The sequence below is a fragment of the Pseudomonas sp. AAC genome (genome assembly GCF_000725445.1).
GTDB classification, from domain to species: domain Bacteria; phylum Pseudomonadota; class Gammaproteobacteria; order Pseudomonadales; family Pseudomonadaceae; genus Pseudomonas; species Pseudomonas citronellolis.
The window spans coordinates 1-16,326 of the sequence record NZ_KL647103.1 but is presented as its reverse complement, the minus strand read 5'-3'; the positions used below and the strand labels follow the sequence as shown (position 1 = coordinate 16,326).

Sequence of the window (16,326 nt, the reverse complement as noted above, 5' to 3'; positions counted from 1 at the left end):
GGTGGCCGTTGAGGAATTGGCTTTGGCCGTCGAGCGAGCCTAGGTAGAGGGCTTTCGGGAAAGCAGGAAGTGCCGGCGGCGAACCGGCGCCGGTGATCAGGGCCTGCGCAACCACCGCAACACCATCAAAATCAACCTCGGTAGCGGTTCCGGCGGCGCCAACATCGACCTGACCACCGCCTTCTTCGGCACCGGCGCCTTCGGCCAGGCCGCGCGCGCGAACAAGGTCGCTGCGTATGACGTCCTCTGGATGTCGTACGAGATCTGGGCGAATCTGAACAAGGCCTACGAGGTGAACGGCCAGGTCATCGGCACCGTTCTGTCCGTCGCGGCCCCGTTCATGCCGGTCCGCAAGATCAAACCGACCTACGCCTTCACCGGCAACCAGTTCCTGGGCTATGTCCGCGATCGTGGCGTTGTCAGCCCCCTGGTCGGCATGACCACTGGCGTGACCCCGCTGCCGCGCCCGCTCCCGGACACCAACTACAACTTCCAGATCCTGGGCGCCTTAGGCCTGCAGGTGAAGAAGGACGCGGAAGGTCTCGGCGGCGTCATCTATGGCGCCAACCTGGCCTAAGGAGAACGACATGCCCAAGTTCGAAGTGATTCGCCCCTGGCATGGCGTAACCGCCGGCCAGATCGTGGAACTGAAAGAGGTGCACCCGTCCCTGGCCGCCAACGTGCGCGCCGTGGGCGAGGGTGCCGACGAGGACGGTGAGGCTGGCAAGGTCCTGGCAGCCGCGCGCGAGGAAGCGCAGGAAGTCGTCTCCAAGGCCCGCTCAATCCACGAAGAAGCCACGGCCGCCGCTCAGAAGTTGCTGGACGATGCGCGCGCTGGCGCTGCCGAGATCCTCGACGAGGCCAAGGCTCAGGCTGCCAAACTGCTGCCGCCGCCCGACGCCAACGAGCGCCGCGAGGTGATCAAGGCCCGGCTGAAGGAGCTGAAAATCGACTTCGACGGTCGCAAGGGCGAAGAAGGCCTCGCCGCGCTGCTGCCAGACGGCGAGTTGGCGAAGCTGTTCCCCGCCGAGTAATCGGCACCTGACGAGAGGCCGCCTTCGGGTGGCTTCGTCGTTTCTGGCCCCAGCATTGGGCCTTTCTCTTTCTGGAGCCCGACATGCTCACGACCGCCCAGGCCAAGGAGTACTTGGCCTCCGTCGGCATCACGCTGCCGGACTTCTCGGTCGACCTGCTGGTCGGTTAGACCGGGCGGCGCTGGCAAACGTTCTGCTTCGAAAGGGGCGCTCAGTTAACGGCACGCTCACCAAGACCTACCGGTCGCATAAGCCACCCCACCCTATCCCTTACACGCCATAAGCAGTGCTTAGGCGGAGCTTTGTCTGGAGAAACCATGACTCGCAAAGAGGCCTACGACGCGGTGGCCAAGATCGCCGCGGAGCACGCGATTAGCTTCTCGCGCAGGAAGGTTCAGTGATGGCAGCCAAGACCGCAGCTGAACGCAAGGCAGCACAGCGAGAGCGAGCGAGACAAGCTGAAGGAAGAGGAACGCCTTGCTCGCAGCCTCTCTCGCCGCATCAATCTGGCACTCAGGATCAATCGTCAAGATTCACGCAACGCCTGAACCTTTTATGTTGGTTCCTTTTTATATATGCAATAGTCCTCTCGGCTTCAGAAATTACCGGAGCATACCCAAAATCCTCCAGCTTTTCCCAAGAGCCAAGACATCTTTCTAGAACTCTTACAGTAATTGCATGGTACTTCCTAAGATTACGAAGCTCATAAACTATTGCCATCTGCCTGTCTAAATACTGCCCACTTATTTTCCCGTCGGGATCTTTTTTCTCATTTAGATCCTCAAGCAGCTTGTGATAATTAGCGAACTGCCTTGCATGCTCTTCGGATCGTTTAATTAAGAAGAATTGAATCAGAGCAGTCATTGCAACCAAAACAGCGACAATTAAAGCCAATACTCCGTTGTTTTCTTCCAACCATACCCACATCCCTGCGCCCTCGCTTGAAAAGAACGCCAACTATACCGGCCAGGAGCCATCATGCCCATCACCTACGGAAGCGTCTGCAGCGGCATCGAGGCCGCAAGCGTGGCCTGGCATATGCTGGGTTTGGTTCGCCGAGATCGAGCCTTTCCCATCCGCCGTATTGGCCCACCGCTGGCCGGCGGTGCCCCTGGGGGATATGACCAAGCTCGCCCGCGAGGTGCTGCTGGGAATCATCGCCGCACCGCTGATCCTCGTCGGCGGCACGCCCTGCCAAGACTTCTCCGTAGCCGGCATGCGCGCCGGCCTGGCCGGCGAGCGTGGCGCCCTACTACGCCAACGACATGGTCTGGAAGGCCGTCTATGCGCAGGCCTGCCATGAGTTGCGAGATGCAATGGACCTGGCCTACCTGACCGGCCAGCGTCCCGCCGATGTTCTCGGGATGCGCAAGGACGACATTGTCGACAGCTACCTGCTGGTCACCCAGGGGAAGACTGGCAAGCGTCTACGCATCCAGATCGAGGTCGATGGCGAGCAGAACTCACTCGGAAAGCTGCTGAAACGCATAGCGCAAGGGAATGAGGGGATGCTATCGCCGTTCCTAGTGCTGAGCCGGAACGGCAGGCGGGTTTCCTGGCCAATGCTCAGGAATCGGTGGGATGAGGCCCGGTCAAAAGCGGCCAGTGAAACGGAGGAGAATGGCGAGCCCGATCTTGCGGTACGCATCTGGCAGTTCCAGCTCCGCGATATCCGACCAAAAGCCGCGAGTGAAATCCGTGACGTGGCAGATGCGAGCGTGCTGCAGGGGCACTCGAAGGGGGAATTACGGTACCGTCGAGTTGGTGCCGTTGCGAAGCAGGTGAAATAGGAAAAATTATGGAACGCGTACCAGAACATACCGTTTCGCATGGCTTTCGTCAGAGCAAAGAAAAAGCCCCGTAGATCAGGGATCTACGGGGCTTTCCTGTTGGAGGCTGAGGTCGGAATCGAACCGGCGTTCACGGATTTGCAATCCGCTGCATAACCACTCTGCTACTCAGCCTTTGAACCTGGCAAACCGCGCTGCGGTTCGCTGCAATTCTGTTCGGCTTGGCTTTCTTTCAAGCTCTAACCTATTGATTACACAGAGTTTTCATCGCCCTGCGCTTTCGATGGCCGGGATTATGGACTAATGGGACAAGGCTGGCAACACCTGAGATTAAATTTCTTCATTCGCCTCTGAAGACTCACCCGCCAGCCTCAGGGCTCTCGATCGGCATCGCCCTCAAGGCCGTCGCCCACCCGTTCTGAAATCACTTGCGGCAGGCCGGGCCAACTGTTGGCCCGCCGACAGCACCCCAACAGAACAGTTGGAAGAGCAACAGTAAAGGCCCAGCAGAAAGCCACAACCCCCGGAATCACTGAGGTATGCCAGTGGCACAGGGATTGCCTCGGGGCATCACCGCTTATTTCGGGAACACCTCCCATGGCCCCCTTCCCTGCCAGGTGAACGGCGCCAACCGATGCCAACGAGGACAGCAACATGAGTCTGGACGCTTTCCGCACCCCACCCTCTTCCAGCGACAGCCACCACCCAGGCCCAATCCACGGCGAGCGGAAACAGGAGCACGGCGCATGAAGATCATCGACATGCGCTGCCGCCCGGCCTTCCTGCATCCGTTCTTCGGCGCCGTGCCCGGCTCGGCCGAGCACGCCACGGCGCGCTGGCTGAACCGGCGCGTCGGCACTCGTGGCGACGATGCCCACTTCGAACGCTCGCTGACCCAGGAAGGCTTCCTCGCCGAAGTACGCGACGCCGGCCTGCACAAGGCCGTGGTGGTCGGCCGGCACACGCCGGCGCAGCACCTGCCCAACGAACGGATCCACGCCATCGTGGATGGCCACGCGCAATTGCTCGGCATCGGCGCGGTGGACCCGGCGCTGCAAGGCGTGGAAGGCGCGCTCGCGGAGATCGACCATGCGATCGACGACCTGGGCCTGGCCGGCATCGACCTGGAGCCCGGCTTCGGCGAACCGGCGCGGCACCCGGACGACGCGCTGTACTGGCCGATCTACGAGCACCTGCAGAAGCGCGCCACCCCGTTGTTCCTGATGAGCGGGCCGACCACGCCCGACCCGGCCTACAACGCCCCCGGCCGCCTGGCGGCGGTGGCCCGGGCCTTCCCGGACCTGCGGATCGTCGTCTACCACGGCTTCTGGCCCAACGTGCAGCAGGCCATCGGCCTGGCGTTCCGCTACGAGAACGTCCACCTGGTGCCGGACATGTACCTGTTCCTGCCCGGCAGCGAAGCCTACGTGCAGGCAGCCAACGGCTTCCTCGCCGACCAGCTGCTGTTCGGCTCCTCCTACACCTTCAGGCCCATTCGCCAGAGCATCGAGGACGCCCAGCGCCTGGGCTTGAGCGAACACGCCCTGGAGCGCTTCTTCCATGGCAACGCCGCGCGCCTGTTCAAGCTCGACTGAGTAGCGCATCCCTCACAGCGCCGTCGTCATGGCGGTGCTAGAAGGAACGGATCAGGGCGCCCTGCTGCAATCCCCCCGGAGCGATGCCCTTCTGCTGTGCGCCAACAGTTTCTTGCCGGGTCAACAAGAAAGCTGCGCCCATCCCTGTGGCGCATGCTTGCCTGGCTCCCTTAGAACCCCACGGTTGCCGAAAGTAGGTAGGTCCTGGGCGTGGACAAGGTCAGCCCCGGCTCGCTGTCGTCCGAAGCGCCGGCCGAGGCCCAGTAGCGCTCGTCCATCACGTTCTCGACATTGGCGCGCAGGGTGACGTCCTTGCCCTCGACCTTGAAGGCATAGCGCATGCCCAGGTCGAAACGTTCCCAGCCGTCGATCTGCTTGCTGTTGGCCTGGTCCAGGTATTGCGAGCTGGAATGGATGCCACGGGCGCTAAAGGTGAGCCCCGCTACAGCGGGCACATCCCATTCGGCGCCGAGGTTGACGTTGTACTTCGGCGTGGCCGGCGCGCGGTTACCGTCGTAGGCGCCGCCGATGGTGTCGGTGAGCTCGCTGTCGATGTACATGATGCCGCCGAGCACGCGGAAGCCCTCCAGCGGCTCGCCGAACACGCTCAGCTCGACACCCTTGTTCACCCGCTTGCCGTTCGGCCCGAAGATGCGCGTGGCGGCGTTGGTCTCGTAGGCCGGCTGCTTGATGCGGAAGGCACTGGCGGTGAAGGCGAACGCGCCGAGGTCGTACTTGGCGCCGACTTCCACCTGGCGGCTGATGAACGGCGGGAAGATCTCATCCTCGTTGATCGAGGTCGAAGGCGCGATCTTCCCCTGGCTCAGGCCTTCCATGTAGTTGGCATAGAGCGACAGCTGGTCGTTCACCTTGTACAGGATGCCGCCCGAAGGCGAGACCTTTTCCTCGTCGTAGGCGGTGTCGCCCTTCACGTCGTCGCTCCAGTCGTCGACCTTGACGCGCTGCCAACGGGCCCCCAGGGTCAGGAGCACCCGGTCGTCGACGAAGCCCAGGGTGTCGGACAGCGCCACGCCGGTGAAGCGGTTCTCGGCGTAGACCTCGGGGTCGAAGCGCGTGGGCGTGCTGGGCGTCGGCGTTTCCACCGGATCGTAGAGGTTGCTGGGCGCCGAGGAGTAACGCGCGCCGCCGTTCGTGAAGTCCATGTAGAAGTAGCTGGCCGCCAGGTTGACCTCATGGCTCACCGGGCCGGTGTGGAACCAGTTGCGCAGCCCGGCCGTGGCGGTCCGGACGTTCTCGTCACGGGTGAAGTCGCGGGGCTGGACGCTGAAGTCGCCCGCATCGTTGGTGATCGCGACGGCATGCCGGAGGAAGTCATGGTTGCTTTTGCGCGCACCGACGCTGCTGTACAGCATGAGCGAATCGCTGAGGTCGAACTCGCCATTCAGGGTCCCGAAGGTGTCCCGGGTGCGCGCCTTGCTCCAGGGTTGCGCGTAGTTGTGGCGAACGTCGTCCGCATCCGGAACCTTGGCATTGGCGCCCACCTGCACCCGCTCCTGCGGCGCATCGGTATCGCGCTCGGTGTGCCCGATGTCCGTCGACAGGCGGACCCGCTCGCCACGGAAGTCCAGGCCCAGCACGGCCATCTCGCGATCGACGCTCTGGTGGTCCCACTCGGTATCGCCGGACTGCTTCACACCATTGAAGCGCAGGCCGAACTGGTTGCCCTCACCGAAGCGGCGGCCAATGTCCACCGCGCCGCCGACCTGGCTGTTGGAGGCGTAGCTGCCGGTGAACTCGCTGATCGGCTTGTCGGTCGCGCGCTTGGGCACCACGTTGATGCCGCCGCCCACGCTGCCCCGGGGCGAGATGCCGTTGATCAGTTGGGTCGGCCCCTTGAGGATGTCGACGCGGTCGGCCATTTCCATGTCGATCGAATAGGTCGGCAGGATGCCGTAGAGGCCGTTGTAGGCGACGTCACTGTTGAACAGGCTGAAACCGCGAATGGTGAACTGTTCGTAGCGTCCGCCCGCCGGGTTGGTCGCTCGCACCGACGGGTCACTGGCGACCAAGTCGCCCAGGGTGCGCGCCTGCTGGTCCTTCACTGCCTCGCTGGTGTAGGTGATCATGCTGAACGGCGTTTCCATGAAATCACGCGAGCCGAGCAGGCCTTGCGAGCCACGACGGGCGACCTGGCCACCGGCATAGGGCTCGCCGTCGTCGGCGCCGGCCCGGACGGCCATGATGGTGCTCGGGGAGATTTCCAGCGCACTGGAATCCCGCGGTACCGGCACCAGGGTGTAGGCGCCCGTCCCGACCGACTGCAGTTGCAGGCCGCTGCCCTGCAGCAGCCGCGCGAAGCCTTCATCGACGCTGTAGCTACCCGACAGCCCGGCACTCTGACGGCCATTCACCAGTTGCGGGTCCACCGACAGGCTCACCCCCGCCAGGCCGGCAAAGCGGGTCAAGGTGGCGCCGAGGCTGCCGGCCGGCACCTGGTAGCTGCGCCGGGCGACGTCATCGGCCCAACTGGCCGGGATCAACAACGGGCTGACGCTCAGGCTCATCATGAGGCCCAGGCGCAACAACGGACGCAGGCCGGAGGAGGTCGAGCGGGAACGACAAGGTAATACTGCTGGCATTGGGAGAAGCTCTCGTTTTTTGTTCACCTGCCTGGAATGACCGGTGACGCGAAAAAAAGGGACGAGCCTCAGGCAATATTTTTTCGAGGGACCAGGGTGACCCAGTAGCGGGTGCGCGAGTGCACCTCCAGCGGCAGGCTGGCCGCCAGCAGAGAGAGCGCGCGATCGGTGTCGTCGAGCTGGAAGCTGCCGGTGACCCGCAGGGCTTCCAGCGCCGGGTCCCAGCGGAGCAACCCGGGACGGTAGCGGCTCAGTTCACGCAGGAAGTCTCCCAGCGGCTGGTTCTGCGCCATGAGCACGCCCTCGCGCCAGCCGGGCAGCAACGCATCGAACGCTTCGACAGGCCCGACGCCAGCGGCCTGCAGCCTGACCCGCTGCCCTTCGCGCAGGACCAGCGACGGGCCGCGCAACGGCTGCAACTGCGCCGAGCCGCTGACCACCGACACCCGGCAATCCCGCTCGTTGAGGCGCACGCAGACTTCGCTGCGGCTGACGACGATGCGGCCAAAGGGCGCCTGGATGGTCAACGGCGTGCCGCCGGGGACCTTGAGCGCTATTTCCCCCCGCACCAGGGTCAGTCGACGGGCCGCCAGGTCGACGTTGACCGCCGTGTCGGTATTCAGTTGCAGCGAACTGCCATCGGCCAGGGGCAACCGCTTGCGCTCGCCGATACCGGTATGCAGGTCGGCGCGCCAGACATCCAGCGGCAGTTGCCGGCCCAACAACCAGGCCGCCGGCACCAGTGCCGCGACGCCGAGGGCGCGCTTGAGCACCGTGCGCCGCGCCAGGTCCGGGCGATCCAGCGCCGCCATCGCCAGGGCCGCCGGCAATCCGGAGAACCGCTGGCGCAGCAGTTGCGCCTTCTGCCAGGCGCTCTCGTGATGGCTACTGCTCCTGCGCCACTCCTGCAGACGGGCGTGGTCGTCCTCGCTGGCCGTTCCGGACTCCAGCAGCGCCAGCCACTGGGCCGCCGCGCGCGCCACCTCGCGGGCTTCGCTGGAAGGCGTCGGGCGCATCACAGCTCCACCAGCAGGCAATGCTCGTAGGCCTGGGCCATGTAGCGCTTGACGGTGCGTTCGGAAACCTTGAGACGCTCGGCGATCTCACGGTAGCCCAGCCCTTCTAGCTGGCTCCAGAGAAACGCCCGGCGCACCAGCGCCGGCAGGCCGTCGAGCAGTTCGTCCAGGGCATGCAGGGTTTCCAGCAACAGCCAACGCTGTTCCGGGGACGGCATGCTGTCCTCCGGCAATTGCGCCAGGGCATCCAGGTAGGCCTGCTCCAAGCTGCGCCGTGCATAGAAGTTGCTCAGCAGGCGCTTGCCCACCGTCAGCAGGTAGGCCCTCGGCTCGCGCAGCTCGGCGAGCTGCTGGGAACTGGAAAGCACACGCAGGAAGGTGTCCTGGCTCAGGTCCGCCGCATCCCAGGCGTTGCCCAGGCGCCGGCGCAGCCAGTTCTCCAGCCAGCTCCGATGGTCGCGGTACAGGGTATGCAGGCTGTGCTCCGGTTGCGTCGCGCTTTCAGTCATCTCAAGAGGCCCTGTACGAATACATAGCAAATGAGATTGATTCTAATTAATGATAATCATCCAAACCAAGCCCTTTCGATGCCCCGCACGCTATCCACCGCCGAACGGGGATGCAGGTAGGCATCTTTTCCACTGGCTGGGATCGATCGAGTGCCATGGCAGGCCATCGTCCGGAAAGCGCCGACGGCGAAATGGCTGGACTTGAAAACGGGCTCAAGACTCCGGCTGGATGGGCCCGCGGGTGGCTGGCGCCACCCATGCCCTTGAGCCGGCGCACGCTGGTGCGGCGCCGTGACCTGGCTCAGATCGTGCGCGAGAAACGCTCCTGCTGCTCGCCGCCCAGGTAGGCGTCGAAGGCCATCGCCACGCTGCGCATCATCAGCTGGCCCTGGGGCAGCAGGATCAGCGCGTCGTCGCGCAGCTCCACCAGCCCGTCGTCGACCTGCTCCTGCAACTGCCGCAGCGAGCCTGCGAAATACTCGCTGAAGCGGATGCCATGGCGCGCCTCCAGCGGCGCGTAGTCCACGCGGCCATGGCACATCAGCGCGCCTATCACCTCGCGGCGCAGGCGGTCGTCGTCGGTCAGCCGATAGCCCTTGTGCACCGGCAGCAGGCCCTCGTCGAGGCGCGCGTAATACTGCGACAGCTCCTTCACGTTCTGCCCGTAGGTGTCGCCGACCTTGCTGATCGACGACACGCCCAGCGCGATCAGGTCGCAGTCGGCATGCGTCGAATAGCCCTGGAAGTTGCGTTGCAGCGTGCCCCTGGCGCGGGCCACGGTGAGTTCGTCGTCGGGCAGCGCGAAGTGGTCCATGCCGATGTACGCATAGCCCTCCCCCGTCAGCCGCCGGATGGTCAGCTCCAGCAGCTCCAGCTTGCGCTCGGGCGGCGGCATGTCCTCGCGGCGGATCAGCCGCTGCGCGCGCACCCGCTCGGGCAGGTGGGCGTAGCTGTAGGCGGCGATGCGGTCCGGGCGCAGCGCGATGATCTTGCCCAGGGTGGCGTCGAAGCTCTCCACCGTCTGCAGCGGCAGGCCGTAGATCAGGTCCACCGAGACCGACTTGAAGCGCGCCTCGCGGGCAGCCTGGACCAGGTCGAAGATCTGCTGCTCGCTCTGCACGCGGTTGACCGCGGCCTGGACCTTCTCGTCGAAGTCCTGCACGCCGAAGCTGAGGCGGTTGAAGCCCTGGGCGCGCAACTCGGCGATGCGCTCGCGGCTGATGGTGCGCGGGTCGACCTCGATGGAGAACTCGTGGTCGTCGCTCTCGTCCAGGTTGAAGTACTCGCGCAGGCTGTCCATCAGGTCCGACAACTGTTCGCTGGTCAGGTAGGTCGGCGTACCGCCGCCCAGGTGCAGCTGGGTGAGCTTGCGCGAACCCTCGAACAGCGCCGCCTGCATGGCGATCTCGCGCTTGAGGTAGTCCAGGTACTCCACGGCGCGGTGGGTCTTCTGGGTGATGATCTTGTTGCAGGCGCAGTAGTAGCAGAGGCTCTTGCAGAACGGGATGTGGATGTAGACCGACAGCGGCTTGGCCGGCGCCCGGTTGCTCGACCGGGCGGCCTGGCGATAGTCGTCGGCGGCGAACGCGCCATGGAACTGCGGCGCGGTGGGATAGGAGGTATAACGCGGGCCGGGGCGATCGTACTTCTCGACCAGCGCGCGGTTGAAACTCATCGACTCAGACATGGCACGGCTCCTCGGACGCTGGCAGTCTGTCGCTGCAAGTCGTCCGTTCAAAGATACACCCATGTGAGCATTGCGCCTCCTGAGCGGGATCAAGAACTTCCGCCGGGCGCAGCTCGGCTTCGCGCATCCAGGGCGAGCTAGACTGTCCGTGCTGGCAGCGCCAGCGGTTAGCGCAACGTCCTGAGGAGCCTGCACGATGACCAGGAGATTCGAGATCGGCGATCATGTGAGCTGGAACTCCGAGGCGGGCCGCGTGTCGGGGACGATCATCGCCATCCATACCCGCGACTTCGACTACAAGGGCCACCGCCATCACGCCTCGGAAGACGATCCGCAGTACGAGATCAAGAGCGACAGGACCGACCACATCGCGGCGCACAAGGGCAGCGCCCTTACCCTTGTGTGATGCTGGCGGCCCGTGAAGCTTCCGTTCTTCACCATCGGCCACTCCAACCGGAGCCTCGAGGCCTTCGTCGAGTTGCTGCGCGAGCCCGGCGTCGGGCTGCTCGTGGACATCCGCAAGGTCCCGCGCTCCGCGTCCAACCCGCAGTTCAATGCCGACACACTTCCCGGTGCGCTGGCCGGCCACGCCATCGCCTACGAGCACCTGGCCGCGCTCGGCGGGCTGCGCGGCAAGGCCCGGGGCCTGCCGGCGCAGGTCAATGGCTTCTGGGACAACCGCAGCTTCCACAACTATGCCGACTACGCGCTCTCGGCGCCGTTCCAGCAGGGCCTGGAGCAGTTGCTGGAAGCCGGGCGCCAGCGCCGCTGCGCGATCATGTGCTCGGAAGCCGTGTGGTGGCGCTGCCACCGCCGCATCGTCAGCGACTACCTCATCGCCAGGGGCGAGGCGGTCTTCCACATCATGGGGGAAGGCCGCCTGGAGCCGGCCCGGCTGACGCCCGGCGCCGTCGTCCAGGCGGATGGCTCGGTGGTCTATCCCGCGATTGACTCGCCGCCGGAGTGAGCGGCTAGGTACCGCGCTTCAGCAGCATCCTCTCGATATGCCCGATGGCCGCCCGCGGCTTGAGCTTTTTCGGGCAGAAGGCGATGCAGTTGTAGATCGAGCGGCAACGAAACACGCTGAACGGGTCGTCCAGCGCCGCCAACCGCGCCTCGGTGGCCGTATCGCGGGAGTCGACGAGGAAGCGGTAGGCATTCAACAGGCCCGCCGGGCCGATGAAGCGCTCCGGGTTCCACCACCAGGAGGGGCACTGCGTCGAGCAGCAGGCGCACAGGATGCACTCGTACAGGCCATCCAGCCTGGCCCGCTCCTCCGGCGACTGCAACCGCTCGATGGCCGGTGGCGGCTGGTCGTTGATGAGGTAGGGCTTTATCCGCTCGTACTGCCTGTAGAACGTCCGCATGTCGACGACCAGGTCCCGTATCACCGGCAGGCCGGGCAACGGCCGTATGACGATGTCCACGTCGCCGCGCAGCGGCCTGATCGACTGCCCGGATGGCAGTTGCCCGCCGTGGAGCAAGGTCGAGACGCTGGTGATGCAGGCCAGGCAGTTGGCGCCGTTGATGTTCATGCCGTCGGAGCCGCAGACGCCTTCGCGGCAACTGCGCCGGTAGGTCAGCGTCTGGTCCTGGGTTTTCAGGTGCTCCAGCAGGTCGAGCACCATCATGTCCTCGCCCGGCTGCAGGTCGTAGGTGTAGTCCTGCAGGCGCGGCGCTGCATCCTGTTCCGGGAGATAACGGTAGATACGGACTTTCATCTCGCTCGCCTCCGGGCCGATCTCCAGTGTAGACCTTCCAGGCGATCTGGCCGGAGCTTCTGTCGACAGCCCAGGAATTATACGACTCATCGATACGAGCAGCGCCGGCAGCGGCGCCGAGTTGCTGGCCAATGGCAAGCTATGTGATGATTAGTATCGATTCTCATTTACCAAAAGACTCTGATGGCCGCGGGACACCACCCGGCGGCGTGGTGACTGTCTGTGAGCTCATCTGCCTATGCCACTCCCCCATCGCTGGAGACGCTGTACTGCGACCATCACGGCTGGCTGCAGGCATGGCTGCGCAGGCGCCTGGGGCACGCCAGCGATGCCGCGGACTTGGCCCACGACACCTTCCTGCGGCTGATCGGCGGGGCCAGCCAGCCGCGCTTCGCCAGCATGGCCGAAGTGCGCGCCTACCTGCGAACCACCGCCAAGAACCTGTGCATCAACCTGTGGCGGCGCCAGGAAATCGAACGCGCCTGGCTCGACACCTTGGCGGCGCTGCCGGAAGAGCAGTGCCCCTCCGCCGAGCGGCAGGCCGCGGTTCTGCAAGCCCTGGAGGAAATCAGCTGCATGCTGCAGACGCTGTCCGCCAAGGCGGCACGGGCCTTTACCCTCGCCGTGGTGTGCGAGATGACCGACGACGAGGTCGGCGCGCAGCTGGGGGTTTCCGGGCGCATGGTGCGCAAGTACGTGGCCCAGGCCATGCTCGCGTGCCTGACGTTGCGCGCCGGCGAGACGGCTGCCGCGTTGCGCCAGGAGCCGCTCTACTGATGGCGAACCCCGGTCACGAAAGCCCCCTGCCCTCGCACGCCGTGCTGGAGCAGGCGGCCTACTGGTACGCCACCCTGCGTGACGGCCAGGCCAGCGCCCAGCAGCGCGCCCACTGGCAGGCATGGCTGGGCGCGGATCAGATGCACGAGCAGGCCTGGCGTTATGTCGAAGGCGTCAGCCGCAACTTCGAGCCGCTGCGCGGCCGGCCCGACACGCACCTGGCCGCCGATGCGCTGGGTATCGCCGCCGAACGCATGCATTCGCGTCGCCGGCTGCTGACCGCAATGGCGGCCGTCAGCACTGGCACCCTGTGCGGCTGGCTGGGCTGGCGTGAAGCGCTGTTGCCGCCCGCCCTGATGGCCTGGGGCGCCGATTACCGCACCGCCACCGGCGAGCAACGTGAAATAACCCTGGCCGATGGCTCCCGCGCCTGGCTCAACACCGCCAGTGCCATCGACCTGGCGTTCAGTGCCCGGGCTCGCCGCGTCACGCTGGTGCGCGGCGAGGTGTTCATCGCCACCGCCAAGGGCGCGCGCCCCTTCTACGTCGAGACCGGACATGGGCGCCTGCAAGCGCTGGGCACGCGCTTCAACGTGCGCTGCGAGGGTGAGCGAACCTGGCTGGCCGTCTATGAAGGCGCTGTGGAAATACGCACTGCCAAGGGCGCCGTCCGCGTGCTGAAGGCCGGCCAGCAGGCGCATTTCAGCGCCAGCCACATCGGTGACAGCCAGGCCGCCGACGCGGCCCGTGAAGCCTGGACCCAGGGCTCGCTGCTGGCCGACAACATCTCCCTGCGCGAGGTGGTGCAGGAGCTGCGCCGCTATCGCCACGGCCACCTCGGCGTCGCCGATGAGGTGGCCGACCTGCGGGTGTACGGCAACTTCCCCATCCAGGACTCCGAGCGCGTGCTGCGCATGCTGGCCTCGGCGTTGCCGATCCGTATCGAACAGCCCCTGCCCTGGTGGGCGAGCATCGAAGCCCGGCGCTGAGCACGGCGGGCAAAAAAAATCGGAAAAAGGGTTCCGGGTTTCACCCGCTCGCTGGTTTACCCAGTGAGAAGACATGAAACATCGCCGCATCGGTGCCTCGAGGGGCCGTATGGCATCGGCTGTTGAGGGTCTTCGCTCATCAACCCTTGTCCCCAGAGGAATGCCGTCCATGTCCCTCCGCTGTCACCCGCGCGCTGCCCACCCGGGTGTTGTCGCACACGCTTTTGCCCTGCGCCCGCTGACCCTGGCGCTTCACCTGGCGCTATCGGGCAGCGCCGTGGGCCTGGCGGCCTGGTCGCCGGTCGCCATGGCCGGGGACGGCGTCGTGGCCAGCGCCGAGCGCAGCTACGACATTCCCGCCGGCCCGCTGGCCAGCGTGCTCACGCGTTTTTCCCGTGAGGCGGGCGTGTATCTGGTCGGTGCCGGCAGCGTGGCCGAGGGCGTGACCAGCCCGGGCCTGCAAGGCAGCTACACGGTGTCGGACGGCCTGGCCGCGCTGCTTTCCGGAACCGGCCTGGAGGCCGTTCGGCAGGCCGATGGCAGCTATGGGCTGCAGAAGGCGCCAGGCGCGGAGCCCTATCGCCTCGCTCCCGTCATCGTTAACGCCCAGGCGGTAGCGGACGACCCCTCCACCTCGGTGGTGGCCCGGGAACTGTGGGTCGGCGGCAAGGTGGCGACCAACATCCAGAACACCCCGGCCTCGGTTTCCGTCGTGACCCAGAAGGAAATCGAGCAGCGCAGCGCCAGCACGACCGAGGAAATCCTGCAGTACACCCCGGGGACCATCACCGACTACTACGGCACCGATGACCGCAACGACTACTTCCTGATTCGCGGCTTCCAGGCCACCACCTACCGCGATGGCCTGACCCTGGGCTCGATGCGCGGCGTGCGCGAGGAGCCTTTCGCCTATGAGCGCGTCGAGGTGCTGCGCGGCGCCAACTCCACGCTGTTCGGCCCGGCCGACCCGGGCGGCTCGGTGAACTTCGTGACCAAGCAGCCGCGTTTCAACAGGTTCGGCCAGGTCTATGCGACCTACGGCTCGTTCAACCACATGGAGGCCGGCCTGGATACCGGCGATGCGAACGAAGACAAGACCCTGGCCTACCGCTTCACCGGCAAGTTCCAGGACAGCGATCGCGAATACGACCACTCCCAGGACGACAACAACTTCCTCATGGGCGGCCTGACCTGGGCGCCGACGGCCTATACCTCCGCCACCCTGGTGGTGGATCACCTGCGCCAGGACAACACGCCCAACAGTGGCGGTTACCCCATGGACAGGGAGTATGACCGCGACAAGTTCTTCGGCGAGCCGAGCTACAACTTCCACGATGTCGAGCGCACCAACGTCAGCGCCAACTTCACCCATGATTTCGACAACGGTTTCACCCTGCGCAGCAACCTGCGCCACAGCGACCTGAGCGATGAATACGGCTATGCCTATATCAGCGACGCTTCCGGGCATACCGGAACCCTGGTCGACCGTGGCTACCTGGGTTCCGACAGCGACGCCGAGCAGTTCAACGGCAACCTGATGCTGCAGTACGACGCGCGCTTCGAGAACATCGACAGCAGCAGCATCGTCGGCGTGGAATATCTCGACTCCTCCGCCAAGAACGTCTCCGTCTATGGCTCCGCCGACCCGATAGACGTTGCCAACCCGGTATACCGCGGCGTTTCGCCGGCCATCGTCTACCAGGACAAGGACCAGGACAGCACCATCAAGTCGGTGTTCCTGCAGCAGAACCTGTCGTTCTACGAGCGTTTCATCGTCACCGCCGGCATGCGCAACGACTCCATGGACGTTTCCGAAACCGACCACCTCTCCGGCATCAAGTCCTCGGACAATTTCTCGGAAAACTCTTTCCGCGGCGCGCTGACCTATATCGTCAACGACGAGGTTTCCACCTACGTCAGCATGGTGGAGTCGGTTTCCCCGCCCGAGGTCGGCGTCACCCCGGAGCGCGGCACCCAGTACGAAGTGGGTGTGAAGTATTCGCCGCAGGAGATGAACGCGCTGTTCTCCGCTGCCGTCTACCAGCTGACCCAGGACGATGTCGCCACCGCGGTCGTGCAGCCGAACGGCGTCATCGACCAGCAGACCGTAGGCTCGCAGCGCGTGCGAGGCCTGGACCTGGAGGTCAAGGCCGAGCTGACGGAGAACCTGAGCCTGGTCGGCGGCTACTCCTACATGGACACCGAGGTGCTCCGCGGCGCGCTGCAGGTATGGAGCGGGACGGGTTACGAGGTCGTGTCGATCAAGGGCAACCAGCTCGTCTCCGCCCCCAGGCACTCGGCTTCGCTATGGAGCTATTACAGCGTGCCAGGAACGGATGTCAGCGTCGGCCTGGGCGCCCGGTATACGGGGGCCTACTATTTCGGCGACTTCAACGACACCGGCAAGAGCGACGCCACCACCCTGTTCGATGCCGCGTTCAACTACCAGCTCCTCAAGGACACCGACCTGGCCATCAACGTCAGCAACCTGTTCGACGAGCAGCACGTGGTCGGTCGCGGTAGCGCGGACTACTACAACCCGGGCCGCGAGATCACGGCCAAGGTGAGCTACAACTGGTGAGGCGCGGGACGCGCGAGCCGATCGATT

Annotated in this window: 14 protein-coding genes, 1 tRNA gene and 2 pseudogenes; 10 read left to right on the top strand and 7 right to left on the bottom strand. The window is 65.1% G+C overall.

All coding sequences use genetic code 11. From position 1 onward, the window contains the following. Positions 1-97 precede the first annotated feature (97 nt). Both FG99_RS29250 and FG99_RS29245 read left to right on the top strand, forming a co-directional pair. Positions 98-577 (top strand): annotated as a pseudogene (locus tag FG99_RS29250) (major capsid protein); the annotation flags it as partial. A gap of 10 nt (positions 578-587) precedes the next feature. After that, complete coding sequence (locus FG99_RS29245; RefSeq protein ID WP_043273714.1) at positions 588-1,034, top strand: SPFH domain-containing protein; 447 nt, start codon at positions 588-590, stop codon at positions 1,032-1,034. Between the two features lie 519 nt (positions 1,035-1,553). Here FG99_RS29245 and FG99_RS32345 read toward each other — a convergent pair. Continuing rightward, a complete protein-coding gene (locus FG99_RS32345; RefSeq protein ID WP_141766104.1) occupies positions 1,554-1,949 on the bottom strand; it encodes a hypothetical protein in 396 nt (131 codons plus the stop codon). Positions 1,950-2,012: 63 nt separating this feature from the next. On the opposite strand from FG99_RS32345, the pseudogene FG99_RS31745 reads away from it, so the two are divergent. Together FG99_RS31745 and FG99_RS29235 are read left to right on the top strand one after the other, a co-directional pair. Next, a pseudogene (locus FG99_RS31745) lies at positions 2,013-2,286 on the top strand (DNA cytosine methyltransferase); the annotation flags it as partial. Positions 2,287-2,299: 13 nt separating this feature from the next. After that, on the top strand, positions 2,300-2,824 hold the full coding sequence (locus FG99_RS29235) for a tyrosine-type recombinase/integrase (protein WP_051879397.1): 525 nt from the start codon (positions 2,300-2,302) through the stop codon (positions 2,822-2,824). A 100-nt stretch (positions 2,825-2,924) separates the two neighbouring features. On the opposite strand, the gene FG99_RS29230 is transcribed toward FG99_RS29235, so the two are convergent. After that, positions 2,925-2,998: transfer RNA gene (locus FG99_RS29230), tRNA-Cys, on the bottom strand. 572 nt (positions 2,999-3,570) lie between these two features. Here FG99_RS29230 and FG99_RS29225 point away from each other — a divergent pair. Beyond that, the gene (locus FG99_RS29225) at positions 3,571-4,419 is read left to right on the top strand and encodes an amidohydrolase family protein (RefSeq protein WP_043273712.1); all 849 of its coding nucleotides are present in this window, start codon (positions 3,571-3,573) and stop codon (positions 4,417-4,419) included. A gap of 170 nt (positions 4,420-4,589) precedes the next feature. Here the strand turns inward: FG99_RS29225 and FG99_RS29220 are convergent, their stop codons facing one another. From FG99_RS29220 to hemN, 4 genes are all read right to left on the bottom strand, one after another. Then, entirely contained in the window at positions 4,590-7,019 is a 2,430-nt protein-coding gene (locus FG99_RS29220) for a TonB-dependent receptor (RefSeq protein ID WP_043273710.1), read from the bottom strand. Between the two features lie 68 nt (positions 7,020-7,087). Next, on the bottom strand, positions 7,088-8,035 hold the full coding sequence (locus tag FG99_RS29215) for a FecR domain-containing protein (protein ID WP_043273709.1): 948 nt from the start codon (positions 8,033-8,035) through the stop codon (positions 7,088-7,090). Then, on the bottom strand, positions 8,035-8,544 hold the full coding sequence (locus tag FG99_RS29210) for a sigma-70 family RNA polymerase sigma factor (RefSeq protein WP_043273708.1): 510 nt from the start codon (positions 8,542-8,544) through the stop codon (positions 8,035-8,037). The genes FG99_RS29215 and FG99_RS29210 overlap by 1 nt, the downstream gene beginning before the upstream one ends. 301 nt (positions 8,545-8,845) lie before the next feature. Beyond that, a complete protein-coding gene (gene hemN / locus FG99_RS29205) occupies positions 8,846-10,231 on the bottom strand; it encodes an oxygen-independent coproporphyrinogen III oxidase (RefSeq protein WP_043273706.1) in 1,386 nt (461 codons plus the stop codon). A 196-nt stretch (positions 10,232-10,427) separates the two neighbouring features. On the opposite strand from hemN, the gene FG99_RS29200 reads away from it, so the two are divergent. Both FG99_RS29200 and FG99_RS29195 read left to right on the top strand, forming a co-directional pair. Beyond that, positions 10,428-10,637: a hypervirulence associated TUDOR domain-containing protein gene (locus FG99_RS29200; RefSeq protein WP_009619863.1), complete on the top strand. Its 210-nt coding sequence runs from the start codon at positions 10,428-10,430 to the stop codon at positions 10,635-10,637. Between the two features lie 12 nt (positions 10,638-10,649). Beyond that, positions 10,650-11,198: a DUF488 domain-containing protein gene (locus FG99_RS29195; RefSeq protein ID WP_043273705.1), complete on the top strand. Its 549-nt coding sequence runs from the start codon at positions 10,650-10,652 to the stop codon at positions 11,196-11,198. Between the two features lie 4 nt (positions 11,199-11,202). On the opposite strand, the gene FG99_RS29190 is transcribed toward FG99_RS29195, so the two are convergent. Beyond that, positions 11,203-11,952 carry a succinate dehydrogenase iron-sulfur subunit gene (locus FG99_RS29190; RefSeq protein ID WP_043273704.1) on the bottom strand — a complete coding sequence of 250 codons (750 nt, stop codon included), beginning with the start codon at positions 11,950-11,952 and terminating at the stop codon, positions 11,203-11,205. 222 nt (positions 11,953-12,174) lie between these two features. Between FG99_RS29190 and FG99_RS29185 the strand changes: the two genes are divergently transcribed. From FG99_RS29185 to FG99_RS29175, 3 genes are all read left to right on the top strand, one after another. After that, entirely contained in the window at positions 12,175-12,729 is a 555-nt protein-coding gene (locus FG99_RS29185; RefSeq protein WP_009619857.1) for a sigma-70 family RNA polymerase sigma factor, read from the top strand. Further along, positions 12,729-13,718 carry a FecR domain-containing protein gene (locus FG99_RS29180; protein WP_051879395.1) on the top strand — a complete coding sequence of 330 codons (990 nt, stop codon included), beginning with the start codon at positions 12,729-12,731 and terminating at the stop codon, positions 13,716-13,718. The genes FG99_RS29185 and FG99_RS29180 overlap by 1 nt, the downstream gene beginning before the upstream one ends. Before the next feature lie 169 nt (positions 13,719-13,887). Next, entirely contained in the window at positions 13,888-16,299 is a 2,412-nt protein-coding gene (locus FG99_RS29175) for a TonB-dependent siderophore receptor (protein WP_232244797.1), read from the top strand. Positions 16,300-16,326: the final 27 nt, after the last annotated feature.

What these genes read in the sequence shown, in the direction of transcription:
- FG99_RS29245 (WP_043273714.1), top strand. Translation starts at nt 588, where the DNA reads ATGCCCAAGTTCGAAGTGATTCGCCCCTGGCATGGCGTAACCGCCGGC.
- FG99_RS29235 (WP_051879397.1), top strand. Translation starts at nt 2,300, where the DNA reads ATGGTCTGGAAGGCCGTCTATGCGCAGGCCTGCCATGAGTTGCGAGAT.
- FG99_RS29225 (WP_043273712.1), top strand. Translation starts at nt 3,571, where the DNA reads ATGAAGATCATCGACATGCGCTGCCGCCCGGCCTTCCTGCATCCGTTC.
- FG99_RS29220 (WP_043273710.1), bottom strand. Translation starts at nt 7,019, where the DNA reads ATGCCAGCAGTATTACCTTGTCGTTCCCGCTCGACCTCCTCCGGCCTG.
- FG99_RS29215 (WP_043273709.1), bottom strand. Translation starts at nt 8,035, where the DNA reads ATGCGCCCGACGCCTTCCAGCGAAGCCCGCGAGGTGGCGCGCGCGGCG.
- FG99_RS29210 (WP_043273708.1), bottom strand. Translation starts at nt 8,544, where the DNA reads ATGACTGAAAGCGCGACGCAACCGGAGCACAGCCTGCATACCCTGTAC.
- hemN (WP_043273706.1), bottom strand. Translation starts at nt 10,231, where the DNA reads ATGTCTGAGTCGATGAGTTTCAACCGCGCGCTGGTCGAGAAGTACGAT.
- FG99_RS29200 (WP_009619863.1), top strand. Translation starts at nt 10,428, where the DNA reads ATGACCAGGAGATTCGAGATCGGCGATCATGTGAGCTGGAACTCCGAG.
- FG99_RS29190 (WP_043273704.1), bottom strand. Translation starts at nt 11,952, where the DNA reads ATGAAAGTCCGTATCTACCGTTATCTCCCGGAACAGGATGCAGCGCCG.
- FG99_RS29180 (WP_051879395.1), top strand. Translation starts at nt 12,729, where the DNA reads ATGGCGAACCCCGGTCACGAAAGCCCCCTGCCCTCGCACGCCGTGCTG.
- FG99_RS29175 (WP_232244797.1), top strand. Translation starts at nt 13,888, where the DNA reads ATGTCCCTCCGCTGTCACCCGCGCGCTGCCCACCCGGGTGTTGTCGCA.